Source organism: Actinoplanes sp. TBRC 11911 (assembly GCF_012933445.1).
Lineage (GTDB): Bacteria > Actinomycetota > Actinomycetes > Mycobacteriales > Micromonosporaceae > Actinoplanes.
Window position 1 is genome coordinate 73788 of sequence record NZ_JABBNC010000010.1, and the last position, 22468, is coordinate 96255.

At 70.9% G+C, this 22468-nt stretch carries 21 protein-coding genes and 1 pseudogene; 7 read left to right on the forward strand and 15 right to left on the reverse strand.

What is annotated here, in order from left to right; translation table 11 throughout:
- Positions 1-55 precede the first annotated feature (55 nt).
- From HH310_RS16365 to HH310_RS16400, 8 genes are all read right to left on the reverse strand, one after another.
- A complete protein-coding gene (locus tag HH310_RS16365; protein WP_169176412.1) occupies positions 56-1309 on the reverse strand; it encodes a glutamate mutase L in 1254 nt (417 codons plus the stop codon).
- Entirely contained in the window at positions 1306-1671 is a 366-nt protein-coding gene (locus HH310_RS16370) for a hotdog domain-containing protein (protein WP_169176413.1), read from the reverse strand. Before HH310_RS16370 ends, HH310_RS16365 begins: the two co-directional genes overlap by 4 nt.
- Complete coding sequence (locus HH310_RS16375) at positions 1668-2402, reverse strand: OAM dimerization domain-containing protein (RefSeq protein ID WP_169176414.1); 735 nt, start codon at positions 2400-2402, stop codon at positions 1668-1670. The genes HH310_RS16370 and HH310_RS16375 overlap by 4 nt, the downstream gene beginning before the upstream one ends.
- Positions 2399-2980, reverse strand: coding sequence for an RloB family protein (locus tag HH310_RS16380; RefSeq protein WP_169176415.1), 582 nt, complete (start codon positions 2978-2980; stop codon positions 2399-2401). Before HH310_RS16380 ends, HH310_RS16375 begins: the two co-directional genes overlap by 4 nt.
- A complete protein-coding gene (locus HH310_RS16385) occupies positions 2964-4280 on the reverse strand; it encodes an ATP/GTP-binding protein (RefSeq protein ID WP_169176416.1) in 1317 nt (438 codons plus the stop codon). The genes HH310_RS16380 and HH310_RS16385 overlap by 17 nt, the downstream gene beginning before the upstream one ends.
- Before the next feature lie 67 nt (positions 4281-4347).
- Positions 4348-5910, reverse strand: a complete 1563-nt coding sequence (locus tag HH310_RS16390; RefSeq protein WP_169176417.1) for a lysine 5,6-aminomutase subunit alpha — start codon at positions 5908-5910, stop codon at positions 4348-4350.
- 6 nt (positions 5911-5916) lie between these two features.
- Positions 5917-7455: an amidohydrolase gene (locus tag HH310_RS16395; protein WP_169176418.1), complete on the reverse strand. Its 1539-nt coding sequence runs from the start codon at positions 7453-7455 to the stop codon at positions 5917-5919.
- A 5-nt stretch (positions 7456-7460) separates the two neighbouring features.
- Positions 7461-8501: an L-erythro-3,5-diaminohexanoate dehydrogenase gene (locus tag HH310_RS16400; protein WP_169176419.1), complete on the reverse strand. Its 1041-nt coding sequence runs from the start codon at positions 8499-8501 to the stop codon at positions 7461-7463.
- A 119-nt stretch (positions 8502-8620) separates the two neighbouring features.
- Between HH310_RS16400 and HH310_RS16405 the strand changes: the two genes are divergently transcribed.
- Positions 8621-9997 carry a lysine 2,3-aminomutase gene (locus HH310_RS16405; protein WP_312034129.1) on the forward strand — a complete coding sequence of 459 codons (1377 nt, stop codon included), beginning with the start codon at positions 8621-8623 and terminating at the stop codon, positions 9995-9997.
- Between the two features lie 102 nt (positions 9998-10099).
- Here HH310_RS16405 and HH310_RS16410 read toward each other — a convergent pair whose 3' ends face one another.
- Positions 10100-10291 carry a CsbD family protein gene (locus tag HH310_RS16410; protein WP_169176421.1) on the reverse strand — a complete coding sequence of 64 codons (192 nt, stop codon included), beginning with the start codon at positions 10289-10291 and terminating at the stop codon, positions 10100-10102.
- Between the two features lie 110 nt (positions 10292-10401).
- Here HH310_RS16410 and HH310_RS16415 point away from each other — a divergent pair, with 110 nt between their 5' ends.
- The 3 genes from HH310_RS16415 to HH310_RS16425 all read left to right on the forward strand — a co-directional run bounded on the left by HH310_RS16415 (position 10402) and on the right by HH310_RS16425 (position 14020).
- Entirely contained in the window at positions 10402-11253 is an 852-nt protein-coding gene (locus HH310_RS16415) for a class I SAM-dependent methyltransferase (RefSeq protein WP_312034130.1), read from the forward strand.
- A gap of 1526 nt (positions 11254-12779) precedes the next feature.
- On the forward strand, positions 12780-13406 hold the full coding sequence (locus HH310_RS16420; protein WP_169176423.1) for a ClpP family protease: 627 nt from the start codon (positions 12780-12782) through the stop codon (positions 13404-13406).
- Positions 13403-14020 carry a ClpP family protease gene (locus HH310_RS16425; protein ID WP_169176424.1) on the forward strand — a complete coding sequence of 206 codons (618 nt, stop codon included), beginning with the start codon at positions 13403-13405 and terminating at the stop codon, positions 14018-14020. Before HH310_RS16420 ends, HH310_RS16425 begins: the two co-directional genes overlap by 4 nt.
- Positions 14021-14640: 620 nt before the next feature.
- On the opposite strand, the pseudogene HH310_RS16430 reads toward HH310_RS16425, so the two are convergent.
- The 4 genes and pseudogenes from HH310_RS16430 to HH310_RS16445 all read right to left on the reverse strand — a co-directional run.
- Positions 14641-14880: pseudogene (locus HH310_RS16430) on the reverse strand (helix-turn-helix domain-containing protein); the annotation flags it as partial.
- A gap of 129 nt (positions 14881-15009) precedes the next feature.
- Entirely contained in the window at positions 15010-15486 is a 477-nt protein-coding gene (locus HH310_RS16435; protein WP_169176426.1) for an Lrp/AsnC family transcriptional regulator, read from the reverse strand.
- A 59-nt stretch (positions 15487-15545) separates the two neighbouring features.
- Complete coding sequence (locus HH310_RS16440; RefSeq protein ID WP_169176427.1) at positions 15546-16688, reverse strand: acyl-CoA dehydrogenase family protein; 1143 nt, start codon at positions 16686-16688, stop codon at positions 15546-15548.
- Between the two features lie 48 nt (positions 16689-16736).
- Complete coding sequence (locus HH310_RS16445; RefSeq protein WP_169176428.1) at positions 16737-17315, reverse strand: TetR/AcrR family transcriptional regulator; 579 nt, start codon at positions 17313-17315, stop codon at positions 16737-16739.
- Between the two features lie 89 nt (positions 17316-17404).
- Here HH310_RS16445 and HH310_RS16450 point away from each other — a divergent pair, with 89 nt between their 5' ends.
- Positions 17405-18790 carry an MFS transporter gene (locus HH310_RS16450; protein WP_169176429.1) on the forward strand — a complete coding sequence of 462 codons (1386 nt, stop codon included), beginning with the start codon at positions 17405-17407 and terminating at the stop codon, positions 18788-18790.
- Positions 18791-18996: 206 nt separating this feature from the next.
- Positions 18997-19917, forward strand: a complete 921-nt coding sequence (locus HH310_RS16455) for a 5'-3' exonuclease (protein ID WP_312034131.1) — start codon at positions 18997-18999, stop codon at positions 19915-19917.
- Here HH310_RS16455 and HH310_RS16460 read toward each other — a convergent pair.
- The gene (locus HH310_RS16460) at positions 19899-20378 is read right to left on the reverse strand and encodes a GNAT family N-acetyltransferase (protein ID WP_169176431.1); all 480 of its coding nucleotides are present in this window, start codon (positions 20376-20378) and stop codon (positions 19899-19901) included. The genes HH310_RS16455 and HH310_RS16460 overlap by 19 nt on opposite strands.
- 50 nt (positions 20379-20428) lie before the next feature.
- Between HH310_RS16460 and HH310_RS16465 the strand changes: the two genes are divergently transcribed.
- Positions 20429-20968 carry a TetR/AcrR family transcriptional regulator gene (locus HH310_RS16465; protein WP_169176432.1) on the forward strand — a complete coding sequence of 180 codons (540 nt, stop codon included), beginning with the start codon at positions 20429-20431 and terminating at the stop codon, positions 20966-20968.
- Between the two features lie 63 nt (positions 20969-21031).
- Here HH310_RS16465 and HH310_RS16470 read toward each other — a convergent pair whose 3' ends face one another.
- On the reverse strand, positions 21032-22468 hold the full coding sequence (locus HH310_RS16470) for an MFS transporter (RefSeq protein ID WP_396027523.1): 1437 nt from the start codon (positions 22466-22468) through the stop codon (positions 21032-21034).

The following is a 22468-nucleotide window of genomic DNA, read 5'->3' on the forward strand; positions in this document are numbered from 1 at the left end:
CCCCCGCCCGGGCGTGTCGGGTTTCTCGGCGTGTCATCTCCCGTACCCGCCGGGGTTACAGGCTGTTCAGCAGGGCACCGGCCACGTCCGGGTGATCGGTGGCGAGCAGACCGGCGGCGGCCAGCACATACCGCTGATCGACCACGGTCCGCGCCCGCACCGGCGCCGCCCAGCCGCCCGCGACGTCGGACAAGAGCGCGTGCAGCACATATTCGCCGCCGCCGTGGCGCAGCACCCCGCCGGAACCCACCACCAGGCGCACGTCGCGCAGGTCCCGGCCGCCGGTGCGGGGCTGACCGGGACCGGACGAGTGGCCTCGCGCGTGCCGCCGCAACGCGATCGTGGCGGCCGCGGCGGCTAACGCACGGTCATCGGTGAGGTGTCCGCTTTTCGGTAGTGCCAATTTCTCCGATGTGGCGGCCGTGCGTGTCCCGTCGGCACCGGCTGCGACACCGAGGTCACCCTCGACGGTTCTCGACCGCCACAGCGTGCCCGCCACATCGCGTCGCGGCCCGGTCTCGGCCTCCGCGTCCGGCAGCAGCGCCGAGTACACGTCGGTGGTGGCGCCGCCCACGTCCACCACCAGCACACCGGCGCCGGTGCGGTCGGCGAGCAGTTCCACCCCGGCCAGTACGGCGTCCGGGGTGGCCGAGCGCACCAGCGACGCGAACCGGCCGCCCCGGGAGAGTCTCTTGCCGCCGATGACGTGCCGCAGGAACACCGACCGGATCGCCGACCGGGCCGGGGCGGGGTCGAGTTCGCCGATGCGGGGCAGCACGTTGCCGGTCACGGTCACCGGGATGCGCCGGTGCGTGAGCAGGGCCGCGGCGTCCGGGCGTACGCGGGAATTGCCGGCCAGCACCACCGGGAGCCGCAACCGGGAGGTGGCCAGCCGCCCAGCGTTGTGCATCAGCACCGAGGCGTCGCCGCCGTCGGTGCCGCCGACCAGCAGGATCACGTCCGGCCGCGACGCGCGCAACGCCTGCACCGACCGCCCGTCGAGCCGGCCCGCCGCGACGTGCACCACCTGGGCACCCGCGGACAGCCCCACCCGGTGGCCGGCCTCGGCGGTGACCAGCGCCTCGTAGCCGACGACCGCGAGCCGCAGCCCGCCCCCGGCCGAGGAGCAGACGTACAGCTCGTCGCCGGTGCCGCCGACCGCGGCGACGGCCTGATCCAAACCGGTCAGCACGTCGGTGGCGGCGGTCGTGGGCACCTCGGCGCGGCGGACCAGTGTCGCGGTGCCGAGGTCGATCAGGGCCGCTTTCGTGTACGTGGACCCGACGTCCGCGCAGACAACCGTCGTCACGGCTTCGGCGGGACCACGACCGTGCCGGTGGCGCTCACCGCGACGATCGGCTCGTCCAGCACCCGCGCCGACGAGCCGCCGGTACCGCGGCACACCACCGTGGACGTGAACGCGATCTTGCGGGAGCGCTTCCCCATGTGCACCACCGTGGCGGTCACCTCGAGCACGTCGCCGGCCTGCACCGGGGCCTTGAACTGCACGTCGTCGTAGGAGGCGAACAGGCCCTCGTCGCCGTCGAGCCGGATGCAGACCTCGGTGGCGACGTCCCCGAACAGGCCCAGCGAGTACGCGCCGTCGACCAGGTTCCCGGCGTAGTGGGCGTGCGCGTACGGCACGTACCGGCGATGCGTCACGGTGATCACTTCGGCTCCTTGATGATGGCGTGGACCAGATAGGAGGCGACCTCGCGCGGCGTGGTGCCCCGGCCGAAGATCCGGTCGACGCCCAGCTCCCCGGTCATCAGCTCGTCGAACCGCGGCCCGCCCACGATCAACAGCGGCCGCCGCCCTTCCGGCAGCGCCTCGCGGAACGCCGCCGACATGGCCCGCGTGTTCTGCAGGTGCGCGTCGCGCTGGGTGACCACCTGCGACACCAGCACCGCGTCGGCCTTCTTCGCGCGGGCCGTCTCCACCAGGTCGGGCACCGACACCTGGGCGCCCATGTTGGTCACCGACAGCTCGGTGTAGGACTCCAGGCCCTTCTCCCCCGCGATGCCCTTGAGGTTGAGGATCGCGTCGATGCCCACGGTGTGCGCGTCGGTGCCGATGCAGGCCCCCACCACGCTCAACGGCCGCCGCAGCCCGCGTTTGACCGCCGCGTTGACCTCCCTGGCGCTCAGCAGCGGGTAATCACGCTCGACGACCTGCACCTTGCCGGTGTCCACGAGGTGACCGACCTTGCCGTAGACGACGAAGAACGTGTACGCGTCGCCCATCTGTTTCGCGTGCACCAGCATCGCCGGCTCCATGCCCATCTTCGCGGCGAGCTGCAACGCGGCCCCTTCGGCCCGCTTGTCGTGCGGGACCGGCAGCGTGAACGACAGCTGCACCATCCCGTCCCCGGTGGTGTCCCCGTACGGCCGGATAATCGTCACGGTTGCTCCAGAATCGTGGCGACCAGGGCCCAGACCCCGGTCGAGGGGTTGGTCGCGTGGTCGGGTCCGGTGGGATCCAGTTCCCGGGCTCGTTTCACCGCGTCCGGCACGCCGGCGGAGAAGTCCTCGAACCTCAACCGCGTTTTGTCGTACGCGGGCAGGTCGCGCTTGAGAATGCGGTGCACGGCGCGGCAGTCGGCGCAGTGCACGGTGCACCCGGCGCGGTGCAGCAGGAGCCACAGCTCGAAGCACGGGTTCGAGATGGCCATCTTGATGCCGTGCTTGTCCGCCAGCCGCAGCGCTTTGGTTATCTGGCCCCCCGCCCGCTCGAAGTGATCGACGTCGACGACACACCACACCTGGTGGTAGCGGCCCCCCATCATCTTCCGCCAGGCATGCCGAACGACCTCCTCCGGAGCCACCTGCCCCTTCTCGATGATCGACAGGCGCATCGAAGGCGGACAGTGCGCGTCTCGCAGGCCTGTGAAATATGCGGATTCCGTCGCGTCAGAGCCGCAGACTATGAGAACTCGGGACGCGGCCCGCCTCCTCGGCTCACCGTCACGCCGCATTGTCATGATCGCTTTCGTCTCGCGCCGTGATGAGCTGCCGTACCAGAGAATCCGGGAAAATACGCGGCACAGCGCGATAGATTCCGTCGAGGTAGTCGTGATCTCGTTCCTCGCCTTTGCCGGGGCGGAAACTGGTAAGCGGGTAAATGGACGTGGCGCCGTCCTTGTTCTTGTCGACGAACCAGATCTCGTCGCGCCTGAGCACGTCGTTGAGATCCAGGTTGGTTCCCAGCAGTGCGGTGTCATGGGTCGTGAAGATCAGCTGAGCGCCGTGCGGGTTGGCGCTGCCGTCCCGGAACAATTCCAAGAGCCGGGTGGTCAGCAGCGGGTGCAGGCTCGCGTCGATCTCGTCGACGACGAGCGTGGCTCCGTCATTCAGCGCCGAAAGGATCGCGGCCAGCAGGTCAGCTACGGCCAGCGTTCCGTCCGATTCGTCCGCCGGGCTGAACGGCACCCGCTTCTCGCCGTGCAGGAAGGTGAGCTCGTCCTGCAGGTCTCCCCTCTTACGGCGGTCCTCGATAGTCCTTCGGGCGATCTGGTGCCGGCCCTCGACGTTGTCGTCAACGATTTCGGCGGCCGACCGCGCATAGGCGGCCTCGGCGTTCGTGGGGACGATCTCCAGGTCGACGATCCCCAGGTCAGCCCTTTTCAGCAGCTCGATGAACTCGGGATGGCGATGCACGGCATCGATGACGTGGTCGGCCACCTCGCCGGGGCTGTCGGCCGAGGGTCGGGCGCCGTCGAGAATCCGCAGGCCGTCGCGGAACCACCGGTAGACCGGCAGGACCTCCTCTTGCCTCGTTTGTGCCGCCATGCTCAGGAAGAACGAGTTGCGGCCAAGTGCCCCGCCCAGCAGTTCCGCCCGGCGCCGGCGATCCTTGATCGTGGAGCCGAACTCGACCGTCTGACCCTGCCGCTCGAAGATGACGCGCTTGTGGCGGCGGGGGTATGCGTACAGCCACTCCTCCCGCACGACGGCGTCGTCGAGGCTGACCCCGTACAGGTACCGAGTGCCGTCGAGGACCAGGACGACGACGTAGGACGACGGCTCGGCCGCCGCCTGCGGGTCGAGGCGGAACGGATCACGCGGTATCTCGGCGTCGGGTTCCCACGTCCGGAAGGAGTGCAGAACCGCCTGCTGGAACCAATGCAGCCCGTCAATCAGGTTCGACTTGCCGGCGGCATTCGGTCCGTAGATCGCGGTCACCGGCAGAACAAGCGGCTCCCGGCCACGAACCGGAAACAGGAGCAATTCGTGCTCATCCCGGATCGATCGATGATTGGCCAGCTGGAAACTTCGTAACACGACGGCTCCTGACGAAATGGGGGGCTCGTCCTCCGAGTAAAACGCAAGATCACGTCGGTTCTCGTCGTCATTTCGGCGCTTCCAGGGCTTCCGTGACCGGATTGAAGTAATTGTCGTCAATCTTGGCGACCCCGTCCAAGCCTTTACCGCGATCGGCGGGGCGTTTCATGATGCCGAACGTGCCATCCGCTATCGCGTTCAGCAGCGTGTCGTCGACGATCTTCTCCAGCAGGTCGACCGCCTCGCCGAGGACCTGGTGGGCGCGCTGCTGGATGAAGCCGCCCGCAGCCGGGACGAAATCCTCGTGCAACCCCCCGGCGCCGTTGAGCACGTACCGCACGTTCTGTAACGCCACGTCGCGGTCGGACAGCCAGGGCGTCACCACCGCCTCGGTCATCATGCCGACCAGCAGGATGCCCTGGCCGGTCATCGCGCCGGCCAGGTTGAAGAAGCCGTCGAGCAGGTTGCCGCGGAACACGTCGCCGGTCATGTGCTTGGTCGGCGGCATCCACTTGAGCGGCGCGGTCGGGAACAACTCGCGGGCCAGCAGCGCGTGCGCCAGCTCCAGCCGGAACGATTCCGGCAAATCAGGATTTATCTCGAAAGCATGCCCCAGACCGAGCTGCCAGTCGGCCAGCCCCGCCTCGTACGCGAAATACTCGTTCAGCAGCTGCGACACCGTCACCGTGTGAGCCGCGTCCACCGCGTCCGCCGTCGTCAGATAGTTGTCCTCACCCGTGTTGATGATGATCCCCGCGCGGGCGTGCACCTGCCGGCTGAACCGCTGGTCCACAAAGGTCCGGATCGGGTTGATATCGCGGAACAAAATGCCGTACATCGAGTCGTTCAGCATCATGTCCAGGCGTTCCATCCCGGCCAGCGCCGCGATCTCCGGCATGCACAGCCCCGACGCGTAGTTCGTCAGCCGCACATAACGCCCCAGCTCCTTCGACGTCTCGTCCAGGGCCGCCCGCATCAGCCGGAAGTTCTCCTGCGTCGCGTACGTGCCCGCGAACCCCTCCCGCGTCGCCCCCTCGGGCACGTAGTCCAGCAGCGACTGCCCGGTCGAGCGGATCACCGCGATCACGTCCGCCCCGGCCCGCGCCGCCGCCTGCGCCTGCGGGATGTCCTCGTAGATGTCGCCGGTCGCCACGATCAGATAGATCCACGGCCGCTGCGGCGGGTCACCCCACCTCTTGATCAGCCGCTCCCGCTCGGCCCGCCGCCGATCCACCAGCTTCAGCCCGGCGCCGGTCGCTCTTTTCGCCAGCCGCCGGGCCGCCGTCACGTCCGCCTGCTTTCCCGGTACGCCGAAGCGAACAGCCCCCGCGGCCGCCTTCTGCGCGAGCACCGTGACGTCGTCCACCCCGGTCTCGCGCATCGCGTGGAACACCGGCACCGCCACCCCGTGCCCGAGCCCCACGTCCGCGACCACCGCGTCGGCCAGCCGGTTCACCCACGGGATCCCGTCCGCGTCGGCCCCGCGCACCCCGGCCAGGCGCAGCACCGCCCGTTCCACCGACACGGTCGTGTGCGACCGCGCCAGATCCACCACGGGCCGGCCCGCCCGCTCGGCGAGCCGCCGCGCCTTGCGCACCACCCGCGGGTCCAGCCCCAGCTTCCCGGCCACCGTTTCCTACCCCTCGAAGATCGTCGCGCCGTGCAGCACCGTGCGCCGGCACACCGGCCGTGCCGGCTCCGCCCCGTCCACATCCGGCAGCAAGACCGGAAGCCCGTCCCGTACGCCCGCGGGGGTGTCCCACACCGCGAAGCTCGCCGACGCGCCCGGCGCCAGCACCCCCGCGTCGTCGACCCCGGCCGCCCGCCACCCGCCGCGGGTGGACGCCGCGAACGCCGCCCGCACGTTCATCCGGTGCCGCGGGTTACGCGGAGCGGCCGCGGCCAGCACCACCGCCCACGGATCCAGCGACGTGACCGGCGAGTCCGACCCGAACGCCAGATGCACCCCGGTGGCGTGCATCGTCCCGATCGGGTTCGACGCCATCGACCGCTCCAGGCCCAGGCGCTGCTCGTACATCCGCCCGGCGCCACCCCACAACGCGTCGAACACCGGCTGCACCGACGCCACCACCCCGAACTCGACCATCCGGGCGATCATCGCCTTGTCGATCAGCTCGACGTGCTCGATGCGGTGCCGGGCCTGGCGCAGCGTCTCCACCCCGGCCTGCCGCGCCGCGATCGCGAACCCCTCGAGCACCGTCTCGATCGCCGCGTCCCCGATCGCGTGGAAGCCGCCCTGCACCCCGGCCCGCATGCAGTCCAGCAGATGCTCGGCGGCCTGCTCGGCGGACACGAACGCCTCCCCGGTGCCGCCGTCGCCGTCGGCGTACGGGTGCCGCAGCGACGCCGTGCGCGAACCCAGCGCGCCGTCCGCGTACAGGTCGCCGGCCGCGCCCGCCGCGCCCAGGTCCCGCGCCTTCTCGGCGGCGCCCAGCTCACCCCAGTATCCGAACACCTGCGGCAGGCCGGTGCCGGACAACGCGAGAACCGACGCGAAATCGGTCTCGCTGGACGTGCCCGGGCCGCCGCACTCGTGCACCGCCGCGATCCCCATCGACGCCGCCTGACTCAGGGCCGCCCGCTGCGCCGCGGTCCGCTGCGCCGGCGTCAACGCGCCCAGGGCCAGCGCGCGCACGGCGTGATGTGCCTGTTCCCGCACCCAGCCCGTCGAGGCGTACCCGGGAACGCCCTGAGCGGCACCCAGCAGCGAGGTCGACACCAGGGCCGAGTGCACCGAAGCCTGCGACAGATAGACCCGGCGGCCGCCGGCCGCTTTCTCCAGCTCCTCCGCGGTGGGCGGCGTCTGCTCCGGCCAGAGCGTCTCGTCCCACTTGTAGCCGTGCACCACGGCGTCGGCGGGACGCGTCGCCGCGAACGCCGTCACCGCCTCGAGCAGCTGCGCCGCCGAGGCCACGCCGGACAGGTCGAGACCGTCGGCGGCCAGCCCGGTGTCGGTGGCGTGCAGGTGCGCGTCGACGAAGGCCGGGGTCACCAGGCCGTCCGCGAGATCGACGGTGCGGTCGGCCGGCGGCGCGTCGGCACGCGCGCCCAGCCAGGCGATTTTCCCGTCCCGGACCAGCATGGCGGTGGCCCGCGGATCGGCGGCGGAGTAGAAGCGGCCGTTGACGTAAATGACCGAGGGGGTGTCTGTCATGCCCGTCAGTGTCCCGCGAGCCGCGCCTCGAACAGCGCCCGGACCGCCGGAACGCGGCGCAGCAGGTCGACCGCGAACGCCGCGTGCCCCGGCACGTACCCGTTGCCGATCAGCATCGTCACGTCCGCGGACAGGCCCTCGGCCCCCAGCGCCGCGGCCGGGAAACTCGTCGCCATCGAGAAGAAGATCACCGTGCCGCCGTCCGCCGTGGACAGGATCGCGCCGTGCTCGCAGCCGGGCACGTCCACGCAGACGACCGTGACCGTGGCCGGGCCGCCCAGCGCCTCGGTCACCCGGTGGGCCACCTCGACCGGGTTGCGGGCATCGGCGATGGTCACGACATCGGCCAGCCCCGTGTCGTAAAGGGCCCGGCGCTCGGTCTCGGTGGGGACGATTCCGGTGGTGCGGGCGCCGGCGAGACGGGCGGCGGCGAGGGCGAGGCTGCCGCTCTTGCCGGCGCCGCCCAGCACGGCGACAGTGACATCCTCCTGTTTTTCCGTATAAGAACGCACCACGCGGTCGGTCAGCGCCGGCGCGCCGCACACGTCGTACACCGCGAGTGCCAGCTCGGGCGCCAGGTCCGCCGGTAGCACCGCGGCGACCGAGCGACCGAACAGGATTGCCGCCCCCTCCGCCGGCACCTGTTCGGTCGTCCCGTCCCACCGGGCGAGGCCGTCGGTGATGCTCAGCGGCGTCAGCGTCAGGGACACCAGCGTCGCCACCCGATCGCCCGGCTTCAGGGCAAGCGGCGACGCCGGGCCGACCTCGTCGACCACGCCGATCAGCATGCCGCCCGAGCCGGTGACCGGGTTGTGCATCTTCCCACGGGTCCGGATGATCTCCAGGACCTCGTCCCGTACCGCATCGCCGTTCTTATCGTGTTTTTCCGATAACTGCCGGAAGCTGGCGGCGTCGAGGTTGAGGCGCTCCACCCGGATCCGGACCTCGTCGGCCCCGATCTCCGGCCGCGGGTCGAGCCGCCACGCCGCCTGCGGCAGCACACCGGCCGGCTCCAGCACCCGGTCTAATCCTGCGGAGAAGCCCATTCAACCCCATCCTTCTCGTGCGATGCGTGGGTACACCGTAAATCCTCCGGCCATCCCGTATCTAGACCGTAAATAATCCAGTAGGTTGGGATGGGTCAAGGACGACCTTGGAGGGCCGCGTGACCGAGAGCTCCGACCAGCCGTACGAGTACCAGCGCCGCACGCTGGCCGAACCCGACTGGACCAGGTTTCCGGGCTGGCGCGACGTGACCGCGGCGCAGTGGGAGTCCGCGCAGTGGCAGCGGGTGCATTGCGTCAAGAACGTGAAGCAGCTGCGCGCCGTGCTCGGGTCACTGGTCGACGAAAGCTTCTACGACGACCTCGTGGCCGACCAGGAACGGCTGGCCACCATGTCGATGCTGCTGCCGCCGCAGATGCTGAACACGATGGTCCCGCACGCCGAGCCGGACACGGCGTCCTTCTACGCCGACCCCATCCGGCGGTACATGCTTCCGGTGGCCTCCGACCGGCATTCTGACTGGCCGTCGCACCCGAACTCGACGCGGGACTCGCTGCACGAGCACGACATGTGGGTGGCCGAGGGGCTGACGCATCGCTATCCGACGAAGGTTCTCGCCGAGTTGCTGTCGACGTGTCCGCAATACTGTGGGCACTGCACCCGGATGGATTTGGTCGGAAATAGCACGCCGACCGTGGACAAGTTACGCCTGTCACTCAAACCGGTCGACCGCTACGAAGCGCACCTTTCCTACCTCAAGGCCCACCCCGGCGTACGGGACGTGGTCGTGTCCGGCGGCGACGTGGCGAACGTGCCGTGGAAGCAGCTCGAGGCGTACCTGATGGGCCTGTTGTCCGTGCCGACCGTGCGCGACATCCGGCTCGCCACCAAGGCGCTGATGGGCCTGCCCCAGCACTGGCTACAGGACGACGTCGTCGAGGGCCTCAACCGGGTCGCCATCACCGCCGAACGCCGCGGCGTCAACCTGGCCGTGCACACCCACGTCAACCACGTGAACTCGCTGACCCCGCTGGTGGCCCGCGCCGCCCGCACCCTTCTCGAGGTCGGCGTGCGCGACGTGCGCAACCAGGGCGTGCTCATGCGCGGCGTGAACGCGACGACCGCCGACCTGCTCGACCTGTGCTTCGCGCTGCAGGGCGAGGCCGGCATCCTGCCGTACTACTTCTACATGTGCGACATGATCCCCAACGCCGAGCACTGGCGGGTCCCGGTGTGGCACGCCCAGCAGCTGCAGCACGACATGATGGGCTACCTCCCCGGGTACGCCACGCCGCGCATCGTCTGCGACGTCCCGTTCGTCGGCAAGCGTTGGGTCCACATGGTCGCCGAGTACGACCGCGAGCACGGCATCTCGTACTGGACGAAGAACTACCGCACCTCGATCGAGGCGGACGACACCGAGGCCTTGTCCAAGCTGTACGCGTACTACGACCCGATCGACACGCTGCCGCAGACCGGCCAGGACTGGTGGCGCAAGCAGGCGGCTACGGCCTCGGCCGAGCCGCTGCCCGCATGACGTGAAGGCCCGGGGCGCCGTTGCCCCGGGCCTTCACGTGGTCTCTGTCTACTTGCTCTCGCGTCCGGCTCGCTAGCCGGACGCGTCCTCTCTGGTCGCTTTCTAGCTGAACGCGTCGCGGACGTCCTTGCCGGCGTCCTTCACGTGCTCGCCCGCCTTCTTGGCCTGCGCGGCGGACTCCTGCGCCTGACCCTTGGCCTCCAGACTCTCGTTGCCGGTCGCCCGGCCCGCGGCCTTCTTGGTCTTGCCGGCCAGTTCGTCGGCTTCGTTCTTGGCCTTATCCGAGAAGCTCATAGTCCAACCTCCATGAATACTTGCCCTCGGTCAAGTACCTGCCCTCGCACGCGCCACCCCAAACACACCCCGTAGAGCGTCCTAGGATGTTGCGAGTTAAGATCGTCACTGTGTCCGACCACGCCGCCCACGCGAACTCGTTCGGGCCCGCCGCCGAGACCTACGAACGCGGCCGGCCCTCCTACCCGTCCGAGGCCCTGGACTGGCTCCTGCCTGCCGGCCACCGCGGGCCCTCTCGCCAGGCCGGCACCGGCCACCGCGCGAGCACCCCCGACGCGGGCCCGCCGACCCACCCGCTCGGCGGTGCCGACCCGCGCCCGCTTCGCGGCCGCGCGCCGAGCCGCCGGCCCAGGGTCGTCGATCTGGGTGCGGGCACCGGCAAGCTGACCCGCCAGATCGCCGCGCGCGGCCTGCCCGTCACCGCCGTCGACCCGTCGGCCGGCATGCTCGCCGAGCTGCGCCGCGCCGTCCCCGGCGTCACCGCCGTCCAGGGCACCGCCGAGTCGATCCCGCTGCCCGCGGACTCCGCCGACGTCGTGCTGGTCGCGCAGGCCTGGCACTGGGTGGACGCCTCCCGCGCCGTCCCCGCGATCGCCGGCATCCTCTCCCCCGGCGGCCGCCTGGGTCTGCTGTGGAACGTCCGCGACGAGTCCGCCGACTGGGTCCGCCGCCTCGGCGAGATCATCGGCAGCGAGAACCGCGAACGCAGCACCACGATCGGCCCCCCGTTCGGCCCGTCCGAGACCGCCCGCTTCCGCTGGACCGAGGTCCTGGGCCCGGAACGCCTCATCGACATGGTCGCCTCACGCAGCCGCATCATCCTGCTCCCGCCCGACGAGAAGGCCGCCGTCCTGAGCGAGGTCCGCCGCTTGATGGCGACGCACCCCGACCTGGTAGGCCGCACCGAGTACGAGCTCCCCTACATAACCGAGTGCACCCGCGCCGACCTCCCCCTCGACTAAGCACCGAGCCGGCCTCGCGGTGACCACCGGAGACGACTCCCGCCGAGCAGCCACCGAACGGACCCGTGCGACCTCCTGAAACGGCCTCCCACCGAGCAGCCACCGAACCGACCCGTGCGACCTCCTGAAACGGCCTCCCGCCGAGCAGCCACCGAACGGACCCGTGCGACCTCCTGAAACGGCCTCCCACCGAGCAGCCACCGAACCGACCCGTGCGACCTCCTGAAACGGCCTCCCACCGACTCGCGACCGAGCCGACCCGGCGTGACCGCCTAAGCAGGCCTCTCACCCACTGGCCACCGAGCCGATCCCGTGTGTCCAACCTTCCCACCGAGCGGGCCTCTCCGGCGACATCCTTTTCCTTGCCTTTGTCCGCGTTCAGTGCGGATCCTTCAGCGCCCGCAACGAAGTTCTTCGAGACCTTGGAGAGTTGTGGCTCGCATGTGGGCGTAACTCTCCAAGGTCTCGAAAACAGGCGGCAATCGGCGGCTCCAAAAGCCTCAGACATCCGTAAAACGACCGTCCAGTCCGGACGATCGTCCACGATGCGGTCTCATCCGTCCGCATCGTGGAACTGTTCAGCTGGTTCTCGCGCCGCTCACCCTCCGATGCGTTGGCCTTCCGTGGCGGACCTGAGGGCCGTCGCTGTGGGGAGCTGGGACGTTCCGGCCGTGATGGGTGCCCACACCCGCTGTGGGTCGCCGCGGCGTGGGGAACCACAGCCTCCCCGGCGTCGCGACTGCCCACACCCGGGTGGGGGTGACCGCGGCGTGGGGAACCACAGCCTCCCCGGCGTCGCGACTGCCCACACCCGGGTGGGGGTGACCGCGGCGTGGGGAACCACAGCCTCCCCGGCGTCGCGACTGCCCACACCCGGGTGGGGGTGGCCGCGGTGTGGGGAACCACAGCCTCCCCGGCGTCGCGACTGCCCACACCCGGGTGGGGGTGGCCGCGGTGTGGGGAACCACAGCCTCCCCGGCGTCGCGACTGCCCACACCCGGGTGGGGGTGGCCGCGGCGTGGACAACCACAGCCTCCCCGGCGTCGCGACTGCCCACACCCGGGTGGGGGTGACCGCGGCGTGGGGAACCACAGCCTCCCCGGCGTCGCGACTGCCCACACCCGGGTGGGGGGGCGCCCATTGTGGGGAGCTGGGACCTGCCTGGGCCTGGCGGCGCCGCCTCGCACGGGGACTCCCGGCCGACGGACCAGCTGAATGATGAGACCGCAGCCGATGGCGGTATGCGCAGCGCGGCCAGGACCCGGCAGTGCGCGGCCACCGCCCACCCGTCGCGCCGGTAGCTCCCGTGACTCCCTTGGCTCCCGCCGACGGCAAAATCGCAGTTCGCTGTCGCGCCTCATACGCACGAAGGCGTGGGACGGCATGGTTGATCACCTGGATTGGACGACGGACGCCGCGGGTCGCGTCACTCTGGGCTGGGCGGGGCCCCCTGAGACACCGTCTGGCGCGTCTGCTGACAGCAGATCGGCTTGGATCGCGGCCGCCCATGCTCCGAAGGTGGAGACATGCAATCAGCGAACGGCACGACCGCGTGGACCGCGGGATCCATCGAAGACCAGGTAGCCACCCGGCTGCTCCACCAGCGCATCATCGTCCTCGGCACCGAGGTCGACGACCCGATCGCCAACCGGCTCTGCGGCCAGCTGCTCCTGCTGTCGGCCGAGGACCCGCGCGGCGTCATCAGCCTCTACATCAACTCGCCGGGCGGGTCGGTCAGCGCCGGCCTGGCCATCTACGACACGATGCGGCTCATCCCCAACGACGTGAGCACGCTCGCGTTGGGGCTGGCCGGCAGCATGGGGCAGTTCCTGCTCACCGCCGGCACGCCCGGCAAGCGGTTCGCGCTGCCGCACGCGCAAATCCTCATGCACCAGGGCTCGGCCGGCTTCGGCGGCACCGCGGCCGACGTCGAGATCTACGCCGAGCAGCTGGAGCGGATCGGGTCGACGCTGCTGCGGCTCACCTCGGAGCACACCGGCCAGCCGATCGACACCGTGGAGCGGGACAGCCGGCGCGACCGCTGGTTCACCGCCGAGGAGGCCCGCGAGTACGGCCTCATCGACCACATCCTGGACAGTGTCGACGACGTGCGGCCCGCGATGGCCCGCCAGCCGATGGGGTTGAGCGCATGAGCCAGTACACGATCCCCACCGTGATCGAGAAGACGCCGAACGGCGAGCGGGCCTTCGACGTGTACTCCCGGCTGCTGTCCGACCGGATCATCTTCCTGGGCACCGAGATCGATGACGGTGTCGCCAACGTGGTGATCGCTCAGCTGATTCATCTGGAGTCCTCGGGCGAGCAGGAGATCGGCCTCTACATCAACTCCCCCGGCGGCTCGTTCAGCGCGCTCACCGCGATCTACGACACCATGCATTTCGTACGCTGTGACATCGCCACCATCTGCGTGGGTCAGGCGTCGTCGGCCGCGGCGGCCCTGCTCGCGGCCGGCACCCCGGGCAAACGCTCGGTGCTGCGGCACGCCAAGGTGACCCTGCACCAGCCGTCCAGCCAGGCCCGGGGCACGCTGCCCGACCTGGCCGTGGAGGCCAAGGAGGTGGCGAAGGTGCGCGCCGAGATGGACCAGATCCTCGCCGACCACACGGGACACCCGGTCGCGAAGATCCGGGCGGACACCGACCGCAGCATGACGCTGTCGGCGGACGAGGCGGTCGCCTACGGCCTCGCCGACCAGGTGATCACCCGCCGCTCCGGCCGCGCGTACCGCCTGAACGCCGCCGCCTAGACGAGTAAGTCCTGACCGTGGTGGTGGGCGGTGAGTGACCTGGTCACGGTGTGGCCGGTGGCTCGGTGGTGCCGGAGATGAGGCGCTGTGGCGATTCGTTCGCGGCCGGGCGGTCCCGCTATGTGGACACCGCGGTCACGTGATGGATTTTTGTGAACCTTGGAGAGTTGCGCCCACATACGAGCCATAACTCTCCAAGGTTCACATTCGGCCGGAAAAACCCGCCGGGCGAAAGCCTCGTTACGTGACAAACACATTCTCCACAATGGACGCTAGTCTCACATCGCGGGCGGTGAGTCCATGATGTGGGTGCGGGTCTCAGCAGGCGGTCGCCTGTCTCACGGAACGGAAGCGCCGCGCGGCCGCGCACCGAGCCCGCCTGTCCAGCGGCCCAGCCGATCCGACAAATCTCGGGAAATGTCGTATATGCGAGTGGGGGTGAGAGCGCTGGCGGACGGACGGCGATCAAATCGCTGATCGCCTACGGCCACTGACTCGCCTTAGGACTTACTCGCCTAGGCCGCCAGCAACAGGACGTCGCCGCCGCCGGGCCGCCGGACCGGTGGCGCGACGCGGCGGCGCATCCGGGCCGCGTCGAGCCGGATGACCGGCGCCGGCACCAGCTCTCGCCGCACCTCGCCCAGCAGGTCGGACAGCTCGATCCGCAGCGCGTCGCAGACCGCGGCCAGCACCTCGGAGCTGGGCTCCTTGCGGCCGCGCTCGACCTCGGACAGGTATTGCACCGAGACGTTGGCGTCGCGCCCCACCTCGGCGAGCGTGCGCCGCTGATCGAGCCGGTGGCGGCGCAGCACCTCGCCGACCAGGGTGCGAAGAAGGGGCCGCCGCGCGATGTCCGCCATGCGCTCACCGTACCGACCACCCGGAACCCGCCGTAACACTCCGGCGCCAGTTCAGCCAGCAGCGTAGCGGCACGTCAGAAGGCGCTCAGCGGCGTCCGGTGCGCACAACCCGTAGGGCATCCTAGGATTCTAGGTTGAAGGCTCGTCGGCGGGGGCCGGGGAGACCGGCAGCCGAGGCGGGCGATTCTCGTACGGCGTGGACAACACCACGGTCGTGCGCGTCGTGACACTGGCCGCCGTCCGGATCTCCTGCAGCAGCCGCTCCAGGCCGGCCGGGCTGCCGACGCGTACCAGGAGCATGTAGAAGTCCTCCCCCGCCACCGAATAGCACGACTCGATCTCGGGGAGATGGGCCAGCCGCTCCGGGGCGTCGTCCGGCTGCGACGGGTCGAACGGGCGGATCGCCACGAACGCCGTCAACGGCAATTGCAGCGCCTCGTACGAGACCCGGGCGGTGTAACCCGCGATGACACCACGCTGCTCCAGCCGGCGCACCCGTTGGTGCACCGCGGAGACCGACAGACCCACCCGCTCGGCGAGATCGGTATAGGACAGCCGGCCGTCGGCGGTGAGCGCGGCGACGATCGCGCGGTCGGTCTCTTCCACGGGCGAAACAATATCGAACCGGGCGTCACCGCCAGCGGGGCGACCGGAACAACCAAGCGTCAGGGCCTGGTCAGGGAGCGGCCGATCACCACGCGCTGGATCTGGTTCGTGCCCTCGACGATCTGCAGCACCTTCGCCTCGCGGAACCAGCGCTCGGCCGGATGGTCGGCCACATACCCGGCGCCGCCCAGCACCTGCACCGCGTCCGTGGTCACGCGCATCGCCACGTCGGTCGCGAACAGCTTCGCCTTCGCGGCCTCGACCGAGTAGGGCCGGCCGGCGTCCTTCAGGCGCGCCGCCGACAGCAGCAGCGCCCGCGCCGCCGACACCTGCGTGGCCATGTCGGCGAGCATGAAGCTCAACCCCTGGAAATCGGCGATCGGCCGGCCGAACTGCTTGCGTTCCTTCGCGTACGCCGCCGCGTAGTCCACAGCGGACTGGGCCAGCCCGACCGCGCACGCCGCGATCCCCAGCCGTCCCGAGTCGAGCGCCTCCATCGCGATCGTGAAACCGTCGCCGGGAGCGCCGACCAAGCGGTCCGCGGGGATCCGCGCGCCGTCGAGCACGATCTGCGCCGGCGGCGACGACCGTAAGCCCATCACCTTTTCCGGCTTCTGCGGCTGCAGCCCGGGGGTGGCCGCGTCGGCGAGCAGGCAGGAGATGCCCTTGGGACCGTCCACGCCCGTACGGCAGAAGATGTTGTAGAAATCCGCCTGGCCGCCGTGGGTGATCCAGGCCTTCGTGCCGGTCACCACGAACGAGTCGCCGGAGCGTACGGCCCGGGTGGTCAGCGCCGCCGCGTCGGAACCGCCCTGCGGCTCGGACAGGCAGTACGCGCCGAGCAGCTCCCCGCCGAGCATGTCGGGCAGCATCTTGCGCTGCTCGTCACTGCCGTGGGCGTACACGGGATAGCAGCTCAAGGTGTGCACGCTGACCGCCTCGGCGATGGCCAGCCAGCTGCCCGCGAGGATCTCCAAGACCTGGACATAGACCTCGTACGGCTGACCGGCGCCCCCGTCGGACTCGGGATAGGGCAGGCCGAGCAGCCCGGAGCGGCCGAGCGTGCGCAGCACCTCGCGCGGGAACTCGCCGCGCGCCTCGAAGCCGGCCGCCTTCGGCGCGAGCTCCTTGCCGGCCAGCTCGGTCGTCAGCTCGAGCAGATCGTGGGCCTCGTCGGTGGGCAGGATCCGGTCTACGGTCACGACCCTGAGCTTAACGGTCGTTCGGGAACCGGGGAAACACCGCCACGATCAACGTCGGAGTATCGACAGGACCGTGGCGGTGACGATCCGCGTGGCGTCCGCGTTCGCCAGGCGCCCGGCGCGGATCTCCTCGGCGGCGCCGTGCAGGATGTACTGCATGGAGCTGACCAGCCAGGCGACCGGCAGATCGGTGCGGAAGACGCCCTGCCGCTGACCGCGCCGGACGAGGTTCTCGACCCGGTCGGCCGCGTCGCCGTGCAGGTCCCGGATGCGGCCGGGCGCCAGCACGTCCTGCGCCGCGGTCAGCAGCGCCGCCGACTCGGCCACGAGCGCCCAGCTGGACGCGAGCAGCCGCGTCAGGGCGTCCCGCGCGTCCCCGCCGAGATCGACGCCGCCGAGCGTCTCCTCGCCGGCCCGCAACGCGCCGGCCAGGGCGGCCTCGACCAGCTCGGGCCGGGTGCGGAAATGCCCGTAGACGGTCATCCGGCCGACCCCCGCGGCCTTGGCGATGTCGTCGACGGTGGCGTCCGGGTCGCGGCTGAGCCGCTCGCGGGCCGCCGAGACGATGCGCTCGATGCTGCGTTCCGCGTCCGCGCGGCGCCGCGGGCGAGCTGGGGCACGATCCATGCCAACACACTAGCTCGTACGGGAATGTACGAGTTACCCTCCTGAGTTATGTCGTACACGGGTGTACGAGTTAATCAAGGAGGCTGTTGATGTCGACGCGGGAGACGCGAGGGAGCAGACGGCGATGGCGGATCCTGGGCATTCTCGGGGTGGCCCAGCTGATGCTGATCCTCGACGTGACGGTGGTGGCGATCGCGCTGCCGCACATGGAGACCGACCTGGGCCTGAGCCGGGCAGCGCTGACCTGGACGGTGAGCGCGTACACGCTGGCCTTCGGCGGTCTGATGCTGCTGGGCGGCCGGATCGCCGACCTGGTGGGCGCCCGGCGCACGGTCCTCGCCGGGCTGCTGGTCTTCACCGGGGCGTCGCTGGTGACCGGGCTCGCCGGGTCGGCCGAGATGCTGCTGACCGGCCGGATCCTGCAGGGCGTGGGGGCGGCCCTGCTGTCGCCCTCGGCCCTGTCGCTGGTGGTGACGCTGTTCGAGGGCGACGAGCGCAACAAGGCCCTGGGAGTGTGGTCGGCGCTGGGCGGTGGCGGCGCCGCCCTCGGGGTGCTGCTCGGCGGGTTGATCACCGCGGGCCCCGGCTGGCCGTGGGTGTTCTACGTCAACGTGCCCATCGGCCTGGCCATCGCCGCGACCCTGGCCAGAATCCTGCCGAGCCGCCCGGCCGGGACGGCGACACGCGGTGCGGGGGCCGGCCGCGGCGGATTGGACGTGCTCGGCGCGTTACTGGTGACCGCGTCGTCGGTCGCCGTGATCTACGCGCTCATCGACGCCGGCGACCACGGCTGGTTCACCGCCACCACCGGCGGGCTGATCCTCCTCGCCGCGCTGGGCTACGCGGCCTTCGTGGTCCGGCAGAAGCGGGCGCGCGCACCGCTGATGGACGTGTCGTTGCTGGCGCGGCGCCCGGTGGCGACCGGAACGTTCTTCATCCTCATCGCCTCGGCCCTGATGATCGCCGTGTTCTTCCTCGGCACGTTCTATTTCCAGCACGCGCGCGGGTACGGCCCGTTGCGCACCGGCCTGCTGTTCCTCCCTGTCGCGGTGGCCACGATGCTGGGCGCCGCGGTGACCGGACGCGTGATCGCCCGCGTCGGACCCCGCCCGCTCGGCGTGCTCGGTCTGCTCGTCGCGGCCGCCGGGATGGCCGTGCCGGTGTTCTCGCTGCATCCGGCCGCCGTCGTGATCGGCGTGGCGATCGCGGGCGCCGGGGCCGGCGCCGGCTTCGTGGTCGCGTCGGCCACCGCACTCGGTCAGGTAGCACCGCACGAGGCGGGCATCGCGTCCGGCATCGTCAGCACGTTCCACGAGTTCGGCTCGGCCTTGGGCGCCGCGGTCGTCTCCAGCGTCGCCGCCGCGAGCATCGCCGGCCAGACCCTCGACGGCTTCACCGACGGCTTCCTCGTGGCAACATGCGCCGCCATCGGGGCTGCCGTCATCGCCGGCATCCTGACCCCGGGCAAACACTGACGCCACGCGACGAGCGCGCACGGCGAACTCATCGCCTTCCAGCGACACACGCGGGATCACGCGCGTCAAATCCAGCGAGGAGCGCGTTGCCGCGTTGATGAGCTCGGCTCTCGGTCGCCGCCGGCGAAGCCGTCGTCGGACGCGAGCCGAGCTCATCAACTCCCAGCGGCGCACGCGCGATCGAGCGCATCAAATAGAGTGTGCGGGTGACCGGACAGCCGCTGCTCGCCGTTGACGCCCCGAGCCTCTACTTCCGTGCCTTCCACGGCATCCCGGAGAAGGCGGGGCAGACCAGCGCCGGGGAGCCGGTGAACGCGATCCGCGGCTTCCTCGACATGATCGCCCAGCTCGTGCGCACCCGCCGGCCCGACCGCCTGGTCTGCGCGCTCGACGCGAGCTGGCGGCCGGCCTGGCGGGTGGAGCTGATCCCGTCCTACAAGAAGCACCGGGTGCTGCGCGGCGACGTCGAGGACGTGCCGCCGGGCCTGCAGAAGCAGATCCCGGTGCTGCTCGAGGTGCTGGCCGCGGTCGGGATCCCCACGTTCGGCGTCGAGGGGTACGAGGCGGACGACGTGCTCGGCACCCTCGCCGCCACCCAGCCGGCCCCGGTCGAGGTGGTCTCCGGCGACCGCGACCTGTTCCAGCTCGTCGACGACGAGCGCGGCACCCGCCTGCTCTACGTCGGGCGCGGCGTCGCCAAGCTCGAGGACTCCGACAACGCCGTCGTCGAACGCAAGTACGGGGTGCCGGCCCGTTGGTACGCGGATTTCGCGGCGATGCGCGGCGACCCCAGCGACGGCCTGCCGGGCGTGCCGGGGGTCGGGGAGAAGACGGCGGCGCGGCTGGTCACCCGGTACGGCGGGGTCGAGCAGATCATGGCCGCGCTGGACGACCCCGACGCCGGGTTCGCGCCGGGGCTGCGCACCAAGCTGAAGGACGCGAGCGACTACCTGGACAGGGCGCTGCCGGTCTGCAAGGTCGCGCTGGACGTGAAGCTGCCGGACTTCGACCCGGCCCTGCCGCGCGCGCCGAAGGACCCGGACGCGTTGCTCGCGCTGGCCGACCGGTGGAACCTGGCGAGCTCGGCCAAACGGCTCATCGACGCGCTTCAGATCAGCTCGAGCTGATACGTCTGGGCGTTGCCGCCGACGCCGAAGTGCTTGTTCGGTTCCTCGCCGACGAGCTGGAAGCCGGCCTTCTCGTAGAGCCGGCGCGCGGCGGCCAGGTGGTCGATGGTCCACAGCCGCATCCGCGCGTAGCCGGCCGCGCGCGCGAACCGCACACACGTGTCGATCAGCGCCCCGCCCACCCCGTGACCGCGGGCGGCCGGATCGACCAGCAGCACCCGCAGCACGGCCGTGGCGTCCTCGTGCGCGTCCACGCACAGCACGCATCCGGCGCGGCGGCCGTCGATCTCGGCGATCCACCCCGCCTCCCGCGCCGGATCGTGGGCGGCCGCGAAGTCCGCCATGATCCGGGCCGCGAGGGCCTCGAACGTCGCGTCGACGCCGTACTCGGTCGCATAGAGCTCGCCGTGCGCCAGCACCACCCAGCCGAGGTCGCCGGGCCGGTCCAGTAATCGGATCATCGTTTACCCCCTGCTACTGAAACAGTCGTTTCAGTTGGCATGATAGCGGCGTGGCCGACGATCGGAGAACCCAACTTCTCGACCTCGCGTACGCCTACGTCCGCGAGCACGGGATCGCCGAGGTGTCCCTGCGGCCCTTGGCGGCGGCGATCGGGTCGAGCCCGCGCGTGCTGCTGTTCCTGTTCGAGAGCAAGGACGGGCTGATCCGAGCATTGCTGGCGCGGGCGCGCACCGAGGAGCTCGCCCTGCTCGCGCGGCTCTCCCCCGCCGAGGGACTGACCAGCGCGGCGAAGCTGACCTGGGAGTGGCTGTCCGCGCCCGAGCACCGGCCGATCATCCGGCTCTGGGCGGAGGCGTACGCGCGGTCCTTGGTGGACGCCAAAGGCCCGTGGGCCGGCTTCGCCGAGTCGACGGTCACCGACTGGCTCGAGGTGCTGGCGGGCGCCCAGCCACCGGCCGAGCGCGACTCACCCGACGGCCTGCTGCGGCGCACCGCCGCGCTGGCGTTGCTGCGCGGCGCCGCGATGGACCTGCTCGCCACCGGCGACACCGCCCGCACCACGGCCGCGGTGCACCGGCACCTGCCGTAGGCGGACGCCGCGCTGGGGAGCGGCAGCCGGCCAAATCACCGCGCGCAGGCTCCGGACCCGGGCTCACGGCTGGGGCGCGCCGGCCCCTTCCGTCGCCGCCGGCCGTGCCGCGATCACCTCGGCCACCGCGGCGGCCAGCGCGACCACCACCAGCGCCACCGTCAGCCACAGCGCGGCCCGGAACGACGTCGCCCAATCACCGCGGGTGGAGGCGAGCTGCGCGAAGAACAACGCCCCCACGGCGGCGATCCCGACCGCCGTACCGATGCGCTGGCCGGTCTGCAGCACCGCGCCCGCGCTGCCCGCCCGCCGCACCGGCACCTCGGACAGGGTCAGCGCCTGGTTCGGGCTGATCACCAGGCCGCTGCCCACCCCGGCCAGCAGCAGCGGCAACGCGGCCGCCCACCCGGCGCCGGAGCCCGGCACGGCCCGGACGGCCAGGTCGGTGAGGATCAGCCCGACCGCCACCGTCACCAGGCCGACCACGACCAGCGGCCGGCCGAACCGCGCCACGATCCGCCCGCCGATCGCCGAGGACGCTGCCGAGCCCACCGCGAACGGCGTGATCGCGATCCCCGCCTCCAGCGCCGAGTAGCCCAGGCCCGCTTGGAGATACAGCGTGTAGATGAAGAAGATCGTGGTGAATCCCGCGAAGTAGAACATCGCGATCAACGCACCCAGCGCGTACGAGCGCACCCGGAACAGCGACAGGTCGATCACCGCGGTGTTCGTGCGGCCGAACCGGCGTTCCCAGGCCACGAACGCGGCCAGCACGATCGCCGCCGCCGGGATCAGCAGCCACTTGGCGCCGGATTGCCAGGAGCGTTCCTGCACCAGCGGCAGGAGGAGCAGCACCACGCCGGTGCCGAGCAGCACCACCCCGACCGGGTCGAGGCTCTCGCCGCGGCGTCCGGTGGCCAGCACCGGGATCCACCGGCGGGCCAGCACCACGGCCGCCGCGCCGATCGGGACGTTGATGAAGAAGATCCACCGCCAGCCCTGTTCCGGGCCGATCAGCGCGATGAGCAGGCCGCCGAGCAGCGGGCCGATCGCGGTGGACACGCCGATGGTGGCGCCCAGCAGCCCGAACGGCCGGCCCCGCTCGCGCGGCTCGAAGAGCTGCTGGATGAGCCCGGACACCTGCGGGTTCACCACGCCGGCCGCGGCGCCCTGCACGAGCCGGGCGATGATCAGCCACAGCGCGTTCGGGGCGAACCCGCAGAACGCGCTGGCGAGGGTGAACGCGACGACGCCGGCGATGAACACGTCACGCCGGCCCCGCGCGTCGCCGAACCGGCCGGCCGGGACGAGCAGCAGGCCGAAGGTCAGCGCGTACCCGGAGAGCACCCACTGCAGCTCGCCGGAGCCCAGGTGCAGCTGGTCGCGGATCGACGGCAGCGCGGTGTTGACGATGCTGACGTCGAGCAGGGTCATGAAGCCGGCGACGAGGGCGACCGCCGTCGCCTTCCACCGTTGCGGATCGGCGCTTGTCACCGGCAC

What these genes read in the sequence shown, in the direction of transcription:
- HH310_RS16380 (WP_169176415.1), bottom strand. Translation starts at nt 2,980, where the DNA reads ATGACAATGCGGCGTGACGGTGAGCCGAGGAGGCGGGCCGCGTCCCGA.
- HH310_RS16395 (WP_169176418.1), bottom strand. Translation starts at nt 7,455, where the DNA reads ATGACAGACACCCCCTCGGTCATTTACGTCAACGGCCGCTTCTACTCC.
- HH310_RS16400 (WP_169176419.1), bottom strand. Translation starts at nt 8,501, where the DNA reads ATGGGCTTCTCCGCAGGATTAGACCGGGTGCTGGAGCCGGCCGGTGTG.
- HH310_RS16410 (WP_169176421.1), bottom strand. Translation starts at nt 10,291, where the DNA reads ATGAGCTTCTCGGATAAGGCCAAGAACGAAGCCGACGAACTGGCCGGC.
- HH310_RS16420 (WP_169176423.1), top strand. Translation starts at nt 12,780, where the DNA reads ATGCAATCAGCGAACGGCACGACCGCGTGGACCGCGGGATCCATCGAA.
- HH310_RS16425 (WP_169176424.1), top strand. Translation starts at nt 13,403, where the DNA reads ATGAGCCAGTACACGATCCCCACCGTGATCGAGAAGACGCCGAACGGC.
- HH310_RS16445 (WP_169176428.1), bottom strand. Translation starts at nt 17,315, where the DNA reads ATGGATCGTGCCCCAGCTCGCCCGCGGCGCCGCGCGGACGCGGAACGC.
- HH310_RS16450 (WP_169176429.1), top strand. Translation starts at nt 17,405, where the DNA reads ATGTCGACGCGGGAGACGCGAGGGAGCAGACGGCGATGGCGGATCCTG.
- HH310_RS16460 (WP_169176431.1), bottom strand. Translation starts at nt 20,378, where the DNA reads ATGATCCGATTACTGGACCGGCCCGGCGACCTCGGCTGGGTGGTGCTG.